Annotated in this window: 14 protein-coding genes and 1 pseudogene; all 15 read left to right on the top strand. The window is 68.1% G+C overall.

What is annotated here, in order from left to right; genetic code table 11:
* The first annotated feature begins 31 nt into the window (after positions 1 to 31).
* On the top strand, positions 32 to 805 hold the full coding sequence (gene hypB / locus BST14_RS15810; RefSeq protein WP_083065289.1) for a hydrogenase nickel incorporation protein HypB: 774 nt from the start codon (positions 32 to 34) through the stop codon (positions 803 to 805).
* 258 nt (positions 806 to 1063) lie between these two features.
* Positions 1064 to 2119, top strand: a complete 1056-nt coding sequence (locus tag BST14_RS15805) for an NADH-quinone oxidoreductase subunit B family protein (RefSeq protein ID WP_083065288.1) — start codon at positions 1064 to 1066, stop codon at positions 2117 to 2119.
* Positions 2120 to 2216: 97 nt separating this feature from the next.
* Positions 2217 to 4016, top strand: a complete 1800-nt coding sequence (locus BST14_RS15800; RefSeq protein ID WP_083065287.1) for a nickel-dependent hydrogenase large subunit — start codon at positions 2217 to 2219, stop codon at positions 4014 to 4016.
* Positions 4017 to 4019: 3 nt separating this feature from the next.
* Positions 4020 to 4922 (top strand): NifU-related iron-sulfur-binding protein, encoded by a 903-nt coding sequence (locus tag BST14_RS15795; RefSeq protein ID WP_083065286.1) that lies wholly within the window; start codon positions 4020 to 4022, stop codon positions 4920 to 4922.
* Positions 4919 to 5563 carry a DUF5947 family protein gene (locus tag BST14_RS15790; protein WP_083065285.1) on the top strand — a complete coding sequence of 215 codons (645 nt, stop codon included), beginning with the start codon at positions 4919 to 4921 and terminating at the stop codon, positions 5561 to 5563. The genes BST14_RS15795 and BST14_RS15790 overlap by 4 nt, the downstream gene beginning before the upstream one ends.
* Positions 5560 to 6201, top strand: a complete 642-nt coding sequence (locus BST14_RS15785) for a DUF6084 family protein (RefSeq protein ID WP_083065284.1) — start codon at positions 5560 to 5562, stop codon at positions 6199 to 6201. Before BST14_RS15790 ends, BST14_RS15785 begins: the two co-directional genes overlap by 4 nt.
* Positions 6198 to 7551, top strand: a pseudogene (locus BST14_RS15780) (hypothetical protein); the annotation flags it as partial. The gene BST14_RS15785 and the pseudogene BST14_RS15780, both read left to right, overlap by 4 nt.
* Positions 7542 to 7661 carry a DUF6893 family small protein gene (locus BST14_RS32650; protein ID WP_438502169.1) on the top strand — a complete coding sequence of 40 codons (120 nt, stop codon included), beginning with the start codon at positions 7542 to 7544 and terminating at the stop codon, positions 7659 to 7661. The pseudogene BST14_RS15780 and the gene BST14_RS32650, both read left to right, overlap by 10 nt.
* A 17-nt stretch (positions 7662 to 7678) precedes the next feature.
* A complete protein-coding gene (locus BST14_RS15775) occupies positions 7679 to 8170 on the top strand; it encodes a hydrogenase maturation protease (protein ID WP_083065282.1) in 492 nt (163 codons plus the stop codon).
* 3 nt (positions 8171 to 8173) lie between these two features.
* Entirely contained in the window at positions 8174 to 8446 is a 273-nt protein-coding gene (locus tag BST14_RS15770; protein WP_083065281.1) for a HypC/HybG/HupF family hydrogenase formation chaperone, read from the top strand.
* On the top strand, positions 8443 to 10812 hold the full coding sequence (gene hypF, locus BST14_RS15765; RefSeq protein ID WP_083065280.1) for a carbamoyltransferase HypF: 2370 nt from the start codon (positions 8443 to 8445) through the stop codon (positions 10810 to 10812). The genes BST14_RS15770 and hypF overlap by 4 nt, the downstream gene beginning before the upstream one ends.
* Positions 10809 to 11645 carry a HypC/HybG/HupF family hydrogenase formation chaperone gene (locus BST14_RS15760; RefSeq protein WP_438502168.1) on the top strand — a complete coding sequence of 279 codons (837 nt, stop codon included), beginning with the start codon at positions 10809 to 10811 and terminating at the stop codon, positions 11643 to 11645. Before hypF ends, BST14_RS15760 begins: the two co-directional genes overlap by 4 nt.
* The gene (locus tag BST14_RS15755; RefSeq protein WP_083065279.1) at positions 11642 to 12316 is read left to right on the top strand and encodes a D-sedoheptulose-7-phosphate isomerase; all 675 of its coding nucleotides are present in this window, start codon (positions 11642 to 11644) and stop codon (positions 12314 to 12316) included. Before BST14_RS15760 ends, BST14_RS15755 begins: the two co-directional genes overlap by 4 nt.
* Positions 12316 to 13428, top strand: coding sequence for a hydrogenase expression/formation protein HypE (gene hypE, locus BST14_RS15750; RefSeq protein WP_083065278.1), 1113 nt, complete (start codon positions 12316 to 12318; stop codon positions 13426 to 13428). Before BST14_RS15755 ends, hypE begins: the two co-directional genes overlap by 1 nt.
* Before the next feature lie 21 nt (positions 13429 to 13449).
* Positions 13450 to 13722: a HypC/HybG/HupF family hydrogenase formation chaperone gene (locus BST14_RS15745; RefSeq protein ID WP_083065277.1), complete on the top strand. Its 273-nt coding sequence runs from the start codon at positions 13450 to 13452 to the stop codon at positions 13720 to 13722.
* Positions 13723 to 13726: the final 4 nt, after the last annotated feature.

Here is a 13726-nt window from a genome sequence, read left to right as displayed (position 1 = left end):
TGAAAGAGATGCGTCATGAAAGGCGTTGACGATGGGTAGATTTCATCGGCACGACGACGGGACCGTGCACACCCACTCCGGCGATGACCTCCCTCACCAGCACGATCGCGGCGACCACAGCCGCTATCGGACCGGCGGGCAGCGCGTCGAGGTGCTGGAGGCGATCTTCGCCGAGAACGACGAGCAAGCCGATGCCAACCGGGCGGCGTTCGAGAGCAACAGGGTACGCACGCTCAACCTGATGAGCTCCCCGGGCTCGGGCAAGACCACCATCCTGCAGGCGACCCTCGACGAACTCGCCGGCGACCTGGCCATCGGGGTGATCGAGGGTGATATCGCCACCGACCTGGACGCGGCCAAGCTTTCGGGTCGCGGCGCCCAGGTCTCACTGCTCAATACCAGCAACGGATTTGGCGGCGAGTGCCACCTCGACGCGCCCATGGTCAACCGGGCACTGCCCGGCCTCGACCTGGCCGCACTGGACCTGGTGGTCATCGAGAACGTCGGCAATCTGGTCTGCCCGGCGGAGTTCGACGTCGGCGAGCACGCGAAGGCCATGGTCTATTCGGTGACCGAGGGTGAGGACAAGCCGCTGAAGTACCCGGTGATGTTCCGGTCGGTCGACGTGGTGCTGCTGAACAAGATCGATCTGGTGCCCCACCTGGACGTGGACGTGGACGCCTACATCGCGCACGTCCGCAAAGTCAATGCGACAGCGACGATTTTGCCGGTCAGTGCCCGCACCGGCGATGGTATGGCCGCGTGGTTCGGCTGGCTGCGGCGCTTCGTCACGGACGGGGCCTGAACGGCGCCACCCTGGCACGCTCTCATGCGAAGCATTCGCAGGAGACCACCGCTGTTCTGGTCCAGCGGTCGCGGCGGATCAGCCAAGCGCGACAAGGGCTTTCATTACCGCCCGGCACCTGCTTACTAATCAATAAGGTCGAACCGTTGACAACGCACGACAGCGGGAGTAGACCCAAAAACTAGCGCCGCGCAAGTGGGCCGACGGTCGACTCCGGCGGCGCTAGGAGCCCCCAGCCCGGCTCCGGAAAGCTGCAGCATGCCAACGGAAGCAGCAGTCAAGGCAGAACAAACATTGATCCATGTTCTATGGATAAACGCGGGCCTCAGTTGTGACGGTGATTCGGTGGCATTGACTGCTGCCACCCAGCCCAGCGTCGAGGAAATCGCCTTGGGGGCGTTGCCCGGACTCCCCCAGGTCGCCGTGCACTGGCCCCTGATCGACTTCGAATGCGGCCCCAACGGAGGCGCGGACGACTTCCTGGAGTGGTTCTTCAAGGCCGACCGGGGCGAGCTGGAACCCTTTGTGCTCGTGGTCGAAGGCTCCATTCCGAACGAGAAGATCAAGGACGAGGGCTACTGGTGCGGCTTCGGCAACGACCCGGCGACCGGGCAGCCGATGACCACCAGCGAGTGGCTCGACCGGTTGGCGCCCAAGGCCACCGCCATCGTGGCGGTGGGAACTTGCGCCACCTACGGGGGTATCCACGCGATGGCCGGCAACCCGACGGGGGCGATGGGCGTGCCGGACTACCTGGGCTGGAACTGGAAGAGCAAGGCGGGCATTCCGATCGTGTGCGTCCCGGGCTGCCCGATCCAGCCGGACAACCTGTCGGAGACGCTGACCTACCTGCTGTACATGGCGACCGGTCAGGCACCGATGATCCCGCTCGACGACGCGCTGCGGCCGCAGTGGCTGTTCGGCAAGACCGTGCACGAGGGCTGCGACCGGGCGGGCTACTACGAGCAGGGCGACTTCGCCACCGAGTACGGTTCGCCGAAATGCATTGTCAAGCTCGGTTGTTGGGGCCCCGTCGTCAAATGCAATGTGCCCAAGCGCGGATGGATCAACGGCGTCGGGGGTTGCCCCAACGTCGGCGGGATCTGCATTGGGTGCACCATGCCGGGGTTCCCGGACAAGTTCATGCCGTTCATGGATGAGCCGCCGGGCGGCAAGATCTCGAGCGCCGCGTCGGGTCTGTACGGGGCCGTGATTCGCAGTCTGAGGGGTATCACGGAACGCACCGTCGACAAAGAGCCGCGGTGGCGCCACACCGGCGACCAACTCACCACTGGAGCGCGCCGCACCTGGTAGGTCACCTACCGGGTCGGTGCGCTGCTTTTCACATTCGTAGCCACCGTCGCCGCATCAGCCAAATGCGCAAGCAGCCAAAGCGGGAAGAAGTAACGCGATGACAACCATCAGCCCTGAAGCCACCCCAGCCAAGCGGGAACCCGGCCAACTGGTCGACATGGCCTGGGACCCCATCACCAGGATCGTGGGCAGCCTGGGCATTTACACCAAGATCGACTTCGAGAACAAGGAAGTCGTCGAGTGCCACAGCACCTCGTCGATCTTTCGTGGCTACTCGATCTTCATGAAGGGCAAGGATCCTCGCGACGCCCACTTCATCACCAGCCGCATCTGCGGCATCTGCGGTGACAACCACGCCACCTGTTCGTGCTACACGCAGAACATGGCGTATGGCGTCAAGCCGCCGCATCTGGGGGAATGGATCGTCAACCTCGGTGAGGCCGCGGAATACATGTTCGACCACAACATCTTCCAGGAGAACCTGGTCGGCGTGGACTTCTGCGAGAAGATGGTCTCCGAGACCAATCCGAGTATCTTGTCGCTGGCCGAGAAGACGCCCGCCCCGCACGCGGACGCCCACGGGTACGCCACGATCGCGGACATCATGCGCTCGCTCAACCCGTTCAGCGGTGAGTTCTACCGCGAGGCGCTGGCGGTCAGCCGCTGGACGCGAGAGATGTTCTGCCTCATGGAAGGCCGCCACGTGCATCCGTCGACGCTCTACCCCGGCGGGGTCGGCACCGTGGCGACCGTCCAGCTGATGACCGACTACATGACGCGCCTGATGCGCTACGTCGAGTTCATGAAGAAGGTCGTGCCCATGCACGACGACCTGTTCGACTTCTTCTACACCGCGCTGCCCGGTTACGAGAAGGTCGGCCTGCGCCGCACCCTGCTGGGCTGCTGGGGCTCCTTCCAGGACCCCGAAGTGTGCAACTTCGAGTACAAGGACATGGAGCGCTGGGGCAACGCCATGTTCGTCACCCCGGGCGTGGTGGTGGACGGCAAGCTGGTCACCCACTCGCTGGTGGACATCAACCTGGGCATCCGAATCCTTTTGGGGAGTTCGTATTACGACGACTGGACCGATCAGGAGATGTTCGTCAAGACCGATCCGCTGGGCAACGCGGTGGACCGGCGCCACCCGTGGAACCAGCACACCAACCCGCACCCGGCCAAGCGGGACATGGAAGGCGGCAAGTACAGCTGGGTGATGTCACCGCGCTGGTTCGACGGCAAGGACCACCTGGCGCTGGACACCGGCGGCGGCCCGCTGGCCCGGCTGTGGTCGACGGCCCTGGCCGGGCTGGTCGACATCGGTTACGTGCAGGCGACCGGCAGCAGCGTCAAGATCAACCTGCCCAAGACGGCGCTGAAGGGGCCCGTGGAATTGGAGTGGAAGATCCCCGCCTACGGCAGCAACACGCTCGAACGCGACCGGGCGCGCACCTACTTCCAGGCCTACGCGGCGGCGTGCGCTTTGCACTTCGCCGAGAAGGCGCTCGAGGAGATCCGGGCCGGGCGCACCAAGACGTGGGAGAAATTCCAGGTGCCCGACGAGGCCATCGGATGCGGCTTCACCGAGGCGGTGCGCGGTGTGCTCAGCCATCACATGGTGATTCGGGACGGCAAGATCGCCAACTATCACCCGTACCCACCGACACCGTGGAACGCCAACCCTCGCGACAGTTTTGGCACACCGGGCCCGTATGAGGACGCGGTGCAGGGGCAGCCGATCTTCGAGGAGAACGGCCGCGACGACTTCAAGGGGATCGACGTCATGCGCACCGTGCGCAGCTTCGATCCGTGCCTGCCCTGCGGTGTGCACATGTACCTGGGAAAGGGCAAGTCCCTGGACAGACTGCACACGCCCACCCAGTCACCCGTCGGGGGGTGAGGCATGGTGGATCGCCCGGATGATTTCGCGAATGACACGCAGTGGCGCGCAGCGGGCGATCGGATCCAGACGCTGCTGGATTCCTGCGCCGCGGGCGGGACCGCCGCGTACGACCGTGCCCAACAACTGGTTCGCGAGGTAGTCGGGCTTTACGGCGCCGGGCTGGAGCGGATCATGCGGGTGGCCGGCGAGCCCGGGCCGGATGGGGGGCTGGTCGAGCGGCTGGCCACCGACGACCTGGTGGCCAGCCTGCTCCTGGTGCACGGCCTGCATCCGCACGACGTGCACCGCAGGGTCGCGGACGCGCTGGATCGGGTGCGCCCCTACCTGGGTTCGCACGGCGGCGACGTCGACCTGCTCGAGGTGGTTCCGGGCGCACACCCGGAAGAATTCACCGCGCGGCTGGCGTTCACCGGCAGCCGCAAGAGCTGCCCGTCGTCGGCGGTGACCTTGGAGCTGGCCGTGCAGGACGCGGTTCGCGCGGCGGCGCCGGAGATCTCCTCGATCGAGGTGGTCACCGCCGAACCCACCCCCAGTGTGATTCCCGCCGAATCGCTGCTGGCGCACGTGCATTCGAACGGTTCATCCTGGCATCCGCTGCCGGAACTGGCGGACTTGGAGCCCGGCGACGTTGCGGGATTCCGGGTTTTAAGCACCCCGCTGCTGGTGTGCCGGGTCGGCGACCTGCCGCTGGCCTACCGCGACCATTGCCCGGTATGTGATGACTCGTTGGCGGGTGCGCAGCTGAGGGAGACGCTGGTGGGCTGCCCGCGCTGCGGCACACAGTTCGACGTCGCGCGCGCGGGCTTGGGCCCCAACGGAAGTCACCTCGAGCCACTGCCCCTGCTCCTGCGCGACGGGGTGCCGTCGGTGGCACTGGCCGAACCGATGGGAGCCGGCGCGTGACAACTCCCTACGACGTCCTGACCCGCATCAAAAGCGACCGACGCGCCCCCGAGCCCGCGGGCGAGCGCTGCGAGATGTGTGCGGAGCCCATCGCCGACGAGCACCAGCACGTGGTCAATCTTGCCGGCCGCCAGCTGATGTGCGTCTGCCGCGCCTGCTATCTGCTGTTCACCGACTCGGCGGCCGACCTGCGGTACCGCGCGGTGCCGGACCGGTACCTGTCGTTTCCCGATTTCGCGCTGGATCGCCTGGTGTGGGAGGCGCTGCAGATCCCGGTGGGGGTCGCCTTCTTCTTCACCAACTCCACCCTTGGCCACACCGTCGCCTTCTACCCCGGACCGGCCGGGGCATGCGAATCCGAGCTGGACATGAAGGTTTGGGAGACGATCCGCGCCGCCGACCCGCGGGTGAGCCTGCTCGCCGACGACGTGGAGGCGCTGCTGGTTCGGGTCGCCGACAGCGCCCAGGATAAGGAATTGCCGCAACCGGAAACGTATTTGGTCCCGATCGACGCCTGCTACGAATTCGTCGGACGCCTGCGCATGGTATGGCGCGGCTTCGACGGCGGCCAGCAGGCCCGCGAGTTCATCGACGGCTTCTTCGATCGGCTCGCCGCCCGCGCCGTAAGGACACCGCAATGAATGTCGGCTTCGAAGTGCTGGACGTGACGGCCGAACCGTATAGCGTCAGCCCGATATTGACCGCCCGCATCGCCGTCACCGCGGGCGGCGACGACCCGGTGCACGCCATCGCCCTGCGGTGCCAGGTTCGCATCGAGCCGCCGCGCCGTTCCTACTCCGATGACGAAGCGGCGGGGCTGTTAGACCTGTTCGGCGGCCGCGAACGCTGGGCCAGCACCCAGCGCACCTTCCTCTGGCAGCATTGCACCGCCATGGTGCCGGGCTTCACCGGGCACACAACCGCCACCCTGTCGCTGGATTGCACCTACGACTTCGAAGTGGCCGCCGCCAAATACCTGCACGCGCTGCGCGACGGGGCGGTCCCCCTGCAATTCCTCTTCAGCGGAACGGTTTTCGTCGACTCCGAGCGTGGCTTCTCGGTGCAGCAGGTGTCGTGGGACTGCGAGGACCACTACGCGATGCCGGTCGCGGTGTGGCGCGACCTGGTCGCACAGCACTATCCGAACAGCGGGTGGATCCGGCTGAGCCACGAAACCATCGCCCAGCTGGCCCGCTACAAGTCTGCCCGCGGGATGCTCGACTTCGACCACGCGGTCGCCTCGCTGCTGGATGAAGTCGATCGCGAGGTGACGCGATGACATCGAGTCAGGATCGGGCCCGCGCCGTTGCCGACGCGGTGCTCTACGAAGGCTACCTGCTCTACCCGTACCGTGGGACGTCCAGCAAGAACCAATCACGTTGGCAGTTCGGCGTTTTGGGGCCACGCGGTGCGGCCGAGGCCGGCCTGGGCGAAGGCGACACCCTGGCCGCGGAGTTCCTGGTCGACGGTGCCCAGGCGCTGACGCTGGTGGTGCGATTCCTGCAGTTGCAGCACCGGCGGGCCGAACGCGCCGTCGGCAACGGCGTTTTCGAACGTGTCGACGAGCTGAGGACCGCGACCGGATCGTGGTTGACTTGGGACGAAGCGCTGGAGTGCGAGATCTCTTTCGGCCCCGTCATGTTTGACGATCAACCCCGCTCGCTGCCGGTGACGGCCCTCGCGGCAACCGACCTCGAGGCTGTCGACGGTGGCCGGCTGGTCCGCGAACGCCACGACATTCGGGGCGTATTGACCGTCACGAGCCGGCCCGACGGCGACCTGCGACGCGTTTCGGTGCGGGTCAGAAACACAGGTGCACCCGCGCGCGACAAGGCCGACGCCGCCGCACGATCCATGATCGGAACCCACGTCATGGCCGAAGTCGTTGGCGGCCGGTTCATCTCGCTGCTCGAGCCGCCGCCTACCGCGACCGATGCGGTGTCCCGATGCGCCCAGCATCGCTGCTTCCCCGTGCTGGCCGGCCCCCCCGGCACCGACGACATCCTGCTGATCTCGCCGATCATCCTCTACGACCACCCCGAGGTCGCCGAACAGAGCGACACCGCCCTGTACGACTGCACCGAGATCGACGAGATCCTCACCCTGCGCGTCATGACGATGACCGACGACGAGAAGGCGCAGGCCCGGGCCACCGACCCGCGGGCCGCGCGGATCATCGACGAATGCGACGCCATGTCGCCCGAGGCGATGGCCCGGCTGCACGGCGTGCTGCGTGACCCGCACGCGCTCGACGCCTCCGCCGGCCTGGTGCCCGAGATTCCCGACGGCATGGATTGGTGGGACCCACTGGCCGACAACGCGGTCCGCCCCGAGATTGACGCGGTGCTGGTGAACGGGGTCCGGATAGCGCGCGGCAGCAAGGTCCGGTTGCGACCGCGGCGCAACGCCGACGCGCAGGACATCTTCGTCGCCGGCAAGACCGCCCGCGTCACGTCGGTGCACTCAGACGTCGAGGGCAACAAGCACGTCGGCGTCGTCGTCGAGGAAGACCCGGCCGCCGAGCTGCACGACTGGTACGGCCGCTACCTGTATTTCTCACCCGACGAAGTCGAGCCGCTGCAATCGCAGCACAGCACAAACCCCTGAAAGGAGCTCCTCATGGAAGTCCTCGGTTGGATCTTCATCGCCATGGTCGCGCTGGTGGTCGCGGTCGCATTGGTGCTCGGCGCGATATCCGTGCCGGATGCCCGCCGCTATCTGAAGTTGAGGCGGATGTAGCCGATGCGGGAGCCACCATGACTGCGCGCATCTTGGTAGCCGGGATCGGCAACATCTTTCTGGGCGACGACGGGTTCGGCTCCGAAGTGGTCCGCAACGCCGCACTGCCCCAGGACGATCCGACGGTTCAGGTCATCGACTACGGCATCCGTGGCATGCACCTGGCCTATGACCTGCTCGAGGAGTGGGACACGCTGGTTCTCGTCGACGCCGTGCCCAGCCGGGGCCATCCCGGCACATTGCACGTCTTTCAGGCCGACCACGACTGTTCGGCCGAGACGAACGGCCTGGACGGTCACAGCATGGATCCGGCCGCCGTCTTCGCCAGCCTGCGGGCGCTGGGCGGCCGCCCGCCCTACACCGTGGTGGTCGGGTGCGAGGCGGGCAGCGTCCAGGAGGGCATCGGCCTGACCGAGCCGGTCGCCCAGGCCGTCCCCCGGGCGGCGCGGGCGGTCGAAGAGATCGTCGCCGCGCTAAACCCCTCCGTGTCAACCGAAACGGGGTGCTGAGCCATGTGTTTGGGCATACCGGGGCGGGTCATCGGCATGCTGGACGGTTTCGAGGGTCAGCTCGCACTGGTCGCCGTCACCGGCGAACAGCGCAAGGTCAACGTCGGTATGTTGCCGGACGAGACGTTCGCGCCGGGCGACTGGGTGATCATCCACATGGGCTTCGTCGTCGAAAAGACCGATCAGGCGGGCGCCGAACAGGCCATGGCCGGGCTGGAGCTGATGGGCCGGGGCCGCGCCGACCCCGCGCTGCGCCCGGAGGCGAACTTGACATGACCGAGACGGCCGAAACCATCCTGCTGTCACCCGCCCGGACTCAGGTGCGGCAACGCATCGTGGTGACCGGCGTGGTTCAAGGGGTCGGCTTCCGCCCGTTCGTGCACCGGATCGCGACCGAACTGGGGCTGGCCGGGTTCGTCGGCAACGACTCGGGTGCGGTCTTTCTGGAGGTGCAGGGCCGGCCGGCCCGGGTGGCGGAGTTCGGGCGCCGGCTGCGAGCGCAGGCGCCGCCCCTGGCCCGGATCACCGGCGTCCGCGTCGCCGACGTCGCGGTTGACCCCGCTTGCCCGGCTGAATTTCGGATCGTGCCAAGCCGATTCGCCGCCGGCACGACCACGCCGATCCCGCCCGACATCGCCGTGTGCGACGACTGCCTCGCCGAACTGTTCGACCCGCGAGACCGGCGCTACCGGCACCCGTTCGTGACCTGTACCAATTGCGGTCCGCGGTTCACCATCATCGAGGAATTGCCGTACGACCGGCCCGCCACCACCATGTCGGCGTTCGCCATGTGCGCCCGCTGCGCCGCCGAATACCACGATCCGGCGGACCGTCGCTTCCACGCGCAACCGATCGCCTGTCCGGACTGCGGGCCGACGCTGTGGTTCGCCTCGCCGGCCGGCCGGGTCAACGGCTGCGACGCGGCGCTGAGCGCCACCCAAGCCGCGCTCGCCTGTGGCGCCGTGGTGGCCATCAAGGGAATCGGTGGTTACCACCTGGCCTGCGCCGTCGACGACGCAACGGCGGTCGCCAGGCTGCGAGCGCGGAAAGCGCGCGGCGCCAAGCCCTTTGCCATGCTGGTCCGCGACCTCGACGTGGCGCGCCGTTACGCCTACGTCGACGACACCGAGGCCTCGGTGCTGACCGGCCCGGCCCGCCCGATCGTGCTGCTGCGGCGGCGCCCCGGCGCGGCGGTGGCCGATGCCGTCGCGCCCGGCAGCCCGCTGCTGGGGCTGATGCTGCCGTACTCCCCCATTCACCACCTGCTGCTGTCGGCGGTGCCGGGGGCGGGTGGACCGGTGCCCGACGCGCTGGTGCTGACCAGCGCCAACCGCTCCGATGAGCCGATCTGCTTCACCGATGAGGATGCGGCGCAACGCCTTCCCGCCCTGTGCGAGGCGGTGCTCGACCACGACCGGCCGATCCATGTACCGTGCGACGACTCGGTGGTGCGCGTGGTCCACGGCGAGCAGGGCGCCCACGAGCTGCCCATCCGCCGGTCCCGGGGCTATGCGCCGCTGCCGATCGACCTGCGGCTCGAGGGCCCCGCCGTGCTGGCCGTGGGCGGCGAACTGAAGAACACCTGCTGCCTCACCGACGGCGGCCGGGCATATTTGTCCGGCCACATCGGCGACATGGCCACCTGGGCGACGCTGCGCGCGTTCGAGCGCGCGGTGACCCAGCTCAGCGAGATCCGCGGCCGGCCGGCGCGTTTGGCCGCCGACCTGCATCCGGCCTATCACACCCGCAGCTGGGCCGAGCGCCACGCCGACGAGCGCCCGCTGGACCTGGTGCAGCACCACCACGCCCACGTCGTCTCACTGCTGGCCGAACACGGGCGCCTCGGCGAACCCATCATCGGGGTCTCCTTCGACGGCACCGGTTACGGCTGTGACGAAACGATCTGGGGCGGTGAGATTTTGGTCCTCGGAACGCAAAGCCATCGCTTCGTGCGGGCCGGACACCTGCTGGCGGTGCCGCTGCCCGGCGGTGACGCCGCCGTGCGCAATCCGTGGCGGATGGCGCTGTCCCAGTTGTGGATGGCCGACATCGACTGGACCCCCGACCTGGCGCCGGTGGCCGCGGCGAGCGACGACGAACTGCGCCTCATCCGTTCGCAATTGGACACCGGGACGGGCTGCGTGCCGTGTTCGAGTGTGGGCCGCCTGTTCGACGCGGTCGCCTCCCTGCTCGGGGTGCGACACCGCATCGACTACGAGGGGCAAGCCGCGATCGAACTCGAGGCGCTGGCGCAGTCGGCCGGCATGGAGTCCGCGGGGCCGTCGCTGCCGCTGGTGGTGCGCCCCGACGGGGTGATCGATCCGGCTCCGATGGTGCAGACCATGGTCGCGGCGCTGTACGCCGGGACACCACCGGCGACGCTGGCCGCGGCGTTTCACCGGGCCGTCGCCGACGCCGTCACCGAGGTGGTCACCCGGGTGGCCGGCGGCACCCGGATGGTGGGCCTCACCGGCGGGGTGTTCCAGAACGTGCTGTTGCTCCAGGCCTGCCGGACAAGGTTGCAGCGCAATGGGTTTGAAGTACTCACCCATCATGTCGTGCCGCCGAACGACGGCGGGCTGGCCCTGGGTCAGGCCGCGGTCTCGGTACTGATCGCGCGGGAGGAGGAGTCGACGCGATGATCACCACCGCCATCGATCGCGGCCTGAGTCCCGAACTGGCCGAGGACCTCGCCGCCACCGCCCTGACGCTGGCCAAACGATTCGCCGCCGGCGCCACCATGTGGTCCATCGCGCCGTCCTGGGAACCGCACGCGCTGCACATCGCGGTCGAATTCGTGCATCCGGTGATCGTGGGCAAGCGGGCCCTGCCGGCGGTCGCGCTCACCGGGCCCGATCTGGTTGATCTGGTTCGGGTCTCGGTGCGGCCGGGTGACATCGTGGTCGCGATCTCGGGTGCGGAAAACGCGCAAGTGCGGTCGGTGATGCTGCGCGCACCGGCCTGGGGGGCGACCACGATCTGGATCGGCAGCGGCGATGCACCAGCGGCCGCGATGGCCGATCACGTGCTCTGGCTGGACGATCCCGACCCGCGCGTCCCGGCCACCGGCGGCTTCGTGCTCTTTTACCACCTGCTGTGGGAGCTGACCCACGTGTGCTTCGAGCATCCCGGGTTGCTCAAACCCGGCCGCTGCCAGGACGACGAGATGTGCGTGACGTGTAGCGACGAAGGCCGGCTGGGCGAAGTGGTGAGCGCTTCGGCCGGCGATCAGGCGCGGGTGCGCACCGCCCGGGGAATCGAGAACGTGATCACCACGCTCGTCGGCCCGGTCGCCCCCGGCGAGCTCGTGCTGGTGCACGCCGGCACGGCGATCAGCCGCGTCTGCGACGAGGATGCCGGCGTAGCCGGGACCCGAGGAGCAGCGCCATCAGACCCCGTCTGCGACGAGGATGCCGGCGTAGCCGGGACCCGAGGAGCAGCGCCATCAGACCCCGAAGAGCAGGACGTTTCATGAGCCCCACCGACGAACCCACCAACTTCCTGTACCCGTTCATCGACGCCGAGGAGGACGACCCCACGGCCCTGCTCGCCGACCTGGCCGCGTCCGCCCGCGCGAAAGCGTCCGAAAGCCTGGCGTTGCGGCGTTCCACGCTCGAGGCCAACGCCGACCTGCTGGCGGCGGCCGCCGCCGAGTCGGCCCACCGATTCGCCGCCGGCGGGAGGATGTTCACCTTCGGCAACGGCGGCAGCTGCACCGACTGCACCACGCTGGCGAGATTGTTCGCCCGGCCGCCGCTGGGCAAGCCGCTGCCGGCGTGGTCGCTGACCGCCGACCAGGCGATCCTGACCGCGCTGGGCAACGACGTCGGGTTCGAGCTGGTGTTCGCCCGGCAGCTGATCGCCCGCGCGCACGACGGCGACATCGCGATCGCGATGTCGACCAGCGGCAATTCGCCCAACCTGCTGACCGCGCTGGCCGAGGCCCGCAAGCGCGGCCTGTACACCATCGGGTTCGCCGGCTACGACGGGGGCGCCTTCGTGGACAACCCGAACGTGGACGCCTGCTTCGTCGTTCGTTCGCAGAGCGTGCACCGGATTCAGGAGTCGCAGGCGCTGCTGGGTTATCAGCTGTGGCTGGCCGTCCACGAAAGCCTCGGTAACGACCAGGGTTTGGGGGCGGCATGATGAACAAGCCGGCGAGTGAATACCTCTCGTCGGGGCCGCGGTTCGGCGAAGGCGACGTGATCGAGCGGATCGAGTCGTTCCGCCGGCGCCGCCCCCGACTGCTCGACGATCACGTGACGCTGGCGCACGGCGCGGGCGGCAAGGCATCGGCGGCTCTGGTGGACGCCGTGTTCGTGGAGGCGTTCCGCAACCCGCTGCTCGAGCCGCTGGGCGACGGCGCGGTCCTGGCCTTGCCCGGCGGTGAGCGGGTGGCGATGTCCACGGATTCGTTTGTGGTGCAGCCCCGCCGCTTTCCCGGGGGTTCCATCGGTGCGCTCGCCATCCACGGCACCTGTAACGACCTGGCGGTGGCCGGCGCCGTGCCGTCCTGGATCGCGGCGGCATTCGTGCTCGAAGAGGGCTTCGAAATCGCCGAATTGAAGGAGATCGTCGCCGACATGGCCGCGGCGGCCGCGGGAGCCGGCGTGCGGGTGGTCACCGGCGACACCAAGGTGGTGCCCCGGGGCGCCGTCGACGGACTGTTCATCACCACCACCGGAACCGGGGTCATCCCGGCGGGCCGCACACTGTCGGCGCAGTCGGTGCGCGCCGGAGACAAGGTGCTGTTGTCGGGGTCGATGGGCGACCACGGCATGGCGGTGATGCTGGCCAGGGGCGATCTGGCCATCGAGGCCGACATCGCCTCCGACACCGCGTCGGTCAGCCCGCTGGTGGAACTGTTGATGGCGGCCGCCCCGTCCACCCGATGGATGCGTGATGCGACGCGCGGCGGCGTCGGCACCGTGTGCAACGAGCTGGCCCAGGCCTGCGGCCTAGGGGTGTTGCTCGAAGAGGAGCGAATCCCGGTGGCGCCCACGGTTACCGGCGCCTGTGAGCTGCTCGGCATCGATCCGCTGTACGTCGCCAACGAGGGCAAGTTCGTCGCCGTCGTCGCACCGCAGGAGGCCCAGGCCGGCCTGAACGCGTTGCGCTCGCATCCGCTGGGCGCCGACGCGGCCGAGGTCGGGCAGATCGTCACCGAACCCGCCGAAAGTGTGGTGCTGCGCACCGGATTCGGCGGCACCCGGATCGTCGACATGCTCGTCGGGGACCCGTTGCCGCGGATCTGCTGACTTGAAGGGAGATGACCGAACATGTGCCTTGGAATTCCGGGCCGGATCGTCGAGATCACCGACCCGGCCAACTGTTTGGCGAAGGTGGACGTCAGTGGCGTGCAGCGGACCATCAGCGTCCGGCTGCTGGAAGACGACCTGCCCGCGCCGGACGACTGGGTGCTGGTGCACGTCGGATTCGCGATGGCCAAGATCGACGAGACCGAGGCGCTGCTGACACTGGCCGCCATCAAGAAACTCGGCGACACCTACACGACCGAGATGCAGGCCTTCGATTCGTCGGCCATCGTTTGACGAG

Origin of the sequence: Mycobacterium arosiense ATCC BAA-1401 = DSM 45069 (genome assembly GCF_002086125.1) — a bacterium.
Classification (GTDB): domain Bacteria; phylum Actinomycetota; class Actinomycetes; order Mycobacteriales; family Mycobacteriaceae; genus Mycobacterium; species Mycobacterium arosiense.
This window is presented reverse-complemented; position numbering and strand designations above follow the sequence as displayed.

Coding starts and splice junctions, on each gene's coding strand:
- hypF (WP_083065280.1), top strand. CDS start 8,443: ATGACCGAGACGGCCGAAACCATCCTGCTGTCACCCGCCCGGACTCAG.
- hypB (WP_083065289.1), top strand. CDS start 32: ATGGGTAGATTTCATCGGCACGACGACGGGACCGTGCACACCCACTCC.
- BST14_RS15785 (WP_083065284.1), top strand. CDS start 5,560: ATGAATGTCGGCTTCGAAGTGCTGGACGTGACGGCCGAACCGTATAGC.
- BST14_RS15805 (WP_083065288.1), top strand. CDS start 1,064: ATGCCAACGGAAGCAGCAGTCAAGGCAGAACAAACATTGATCCATGTT.
- BST14_RS15795 (WP_083065286.1), top strand. CDS start 4,020: ATGGTGGATCGCCCGGATGATTTCGCGAATGACACGCAGTGGCGCGCA.
- BST14_RS15755 (WP_083065279.1), top strand. CDS start 11,642: ATGAGCCCCACCGACGAACCCACCAACTTCCTGTACCCGTTCATCGAC.
- BST14_RS15745 (WP_083065277.1), top strand. CDS start 13,450: ATGTGCCTTGGAATTCCGGGCCGGATCGTCGAGATCACCGACCCGGCC.
- BST14_RS15800 (WP_083065287.1), top strand. CDS start 2,217: ATGACAACCATCAGCCCTGAAGCCACCCCAGCCAAGCGGGAACCCGGC.
- BST14_RS32650 (WP_438502169.1), top strand. CDS start 7,542: ATGGAAGTCCTCGGTTGGATCTTCATCGCCATGGTCGCGCTGGTGGTC.
- BST14_RS15770 (WP_083065281.1), top strand. CDS start 8,174: ATGTGTTTGGGCATACCGGGGCGGGTCATCGGCATGCTGGACGGTTTC.
- BST14_RS15760 (WP_438502168.1), top strand. CDS start 10,809: ATGATCACCACCGCCATCGATCGCGGCCTGAGTCCCGAACTGGCCGAG.
- BST14_RS15775 (WP_083065282.1), top strand. CDS start 7,679: ATGACTGCGCGCATCTTGGTAGCCGGGATCGGCAACATCTTTCTGGGC.
- hypE (WP_083065278.1), top strand. CDS start 12,316: ATGAACAAGCCGGCGAGTGAATACCTCTCGTCGGGGCCGCGGTTCGGC.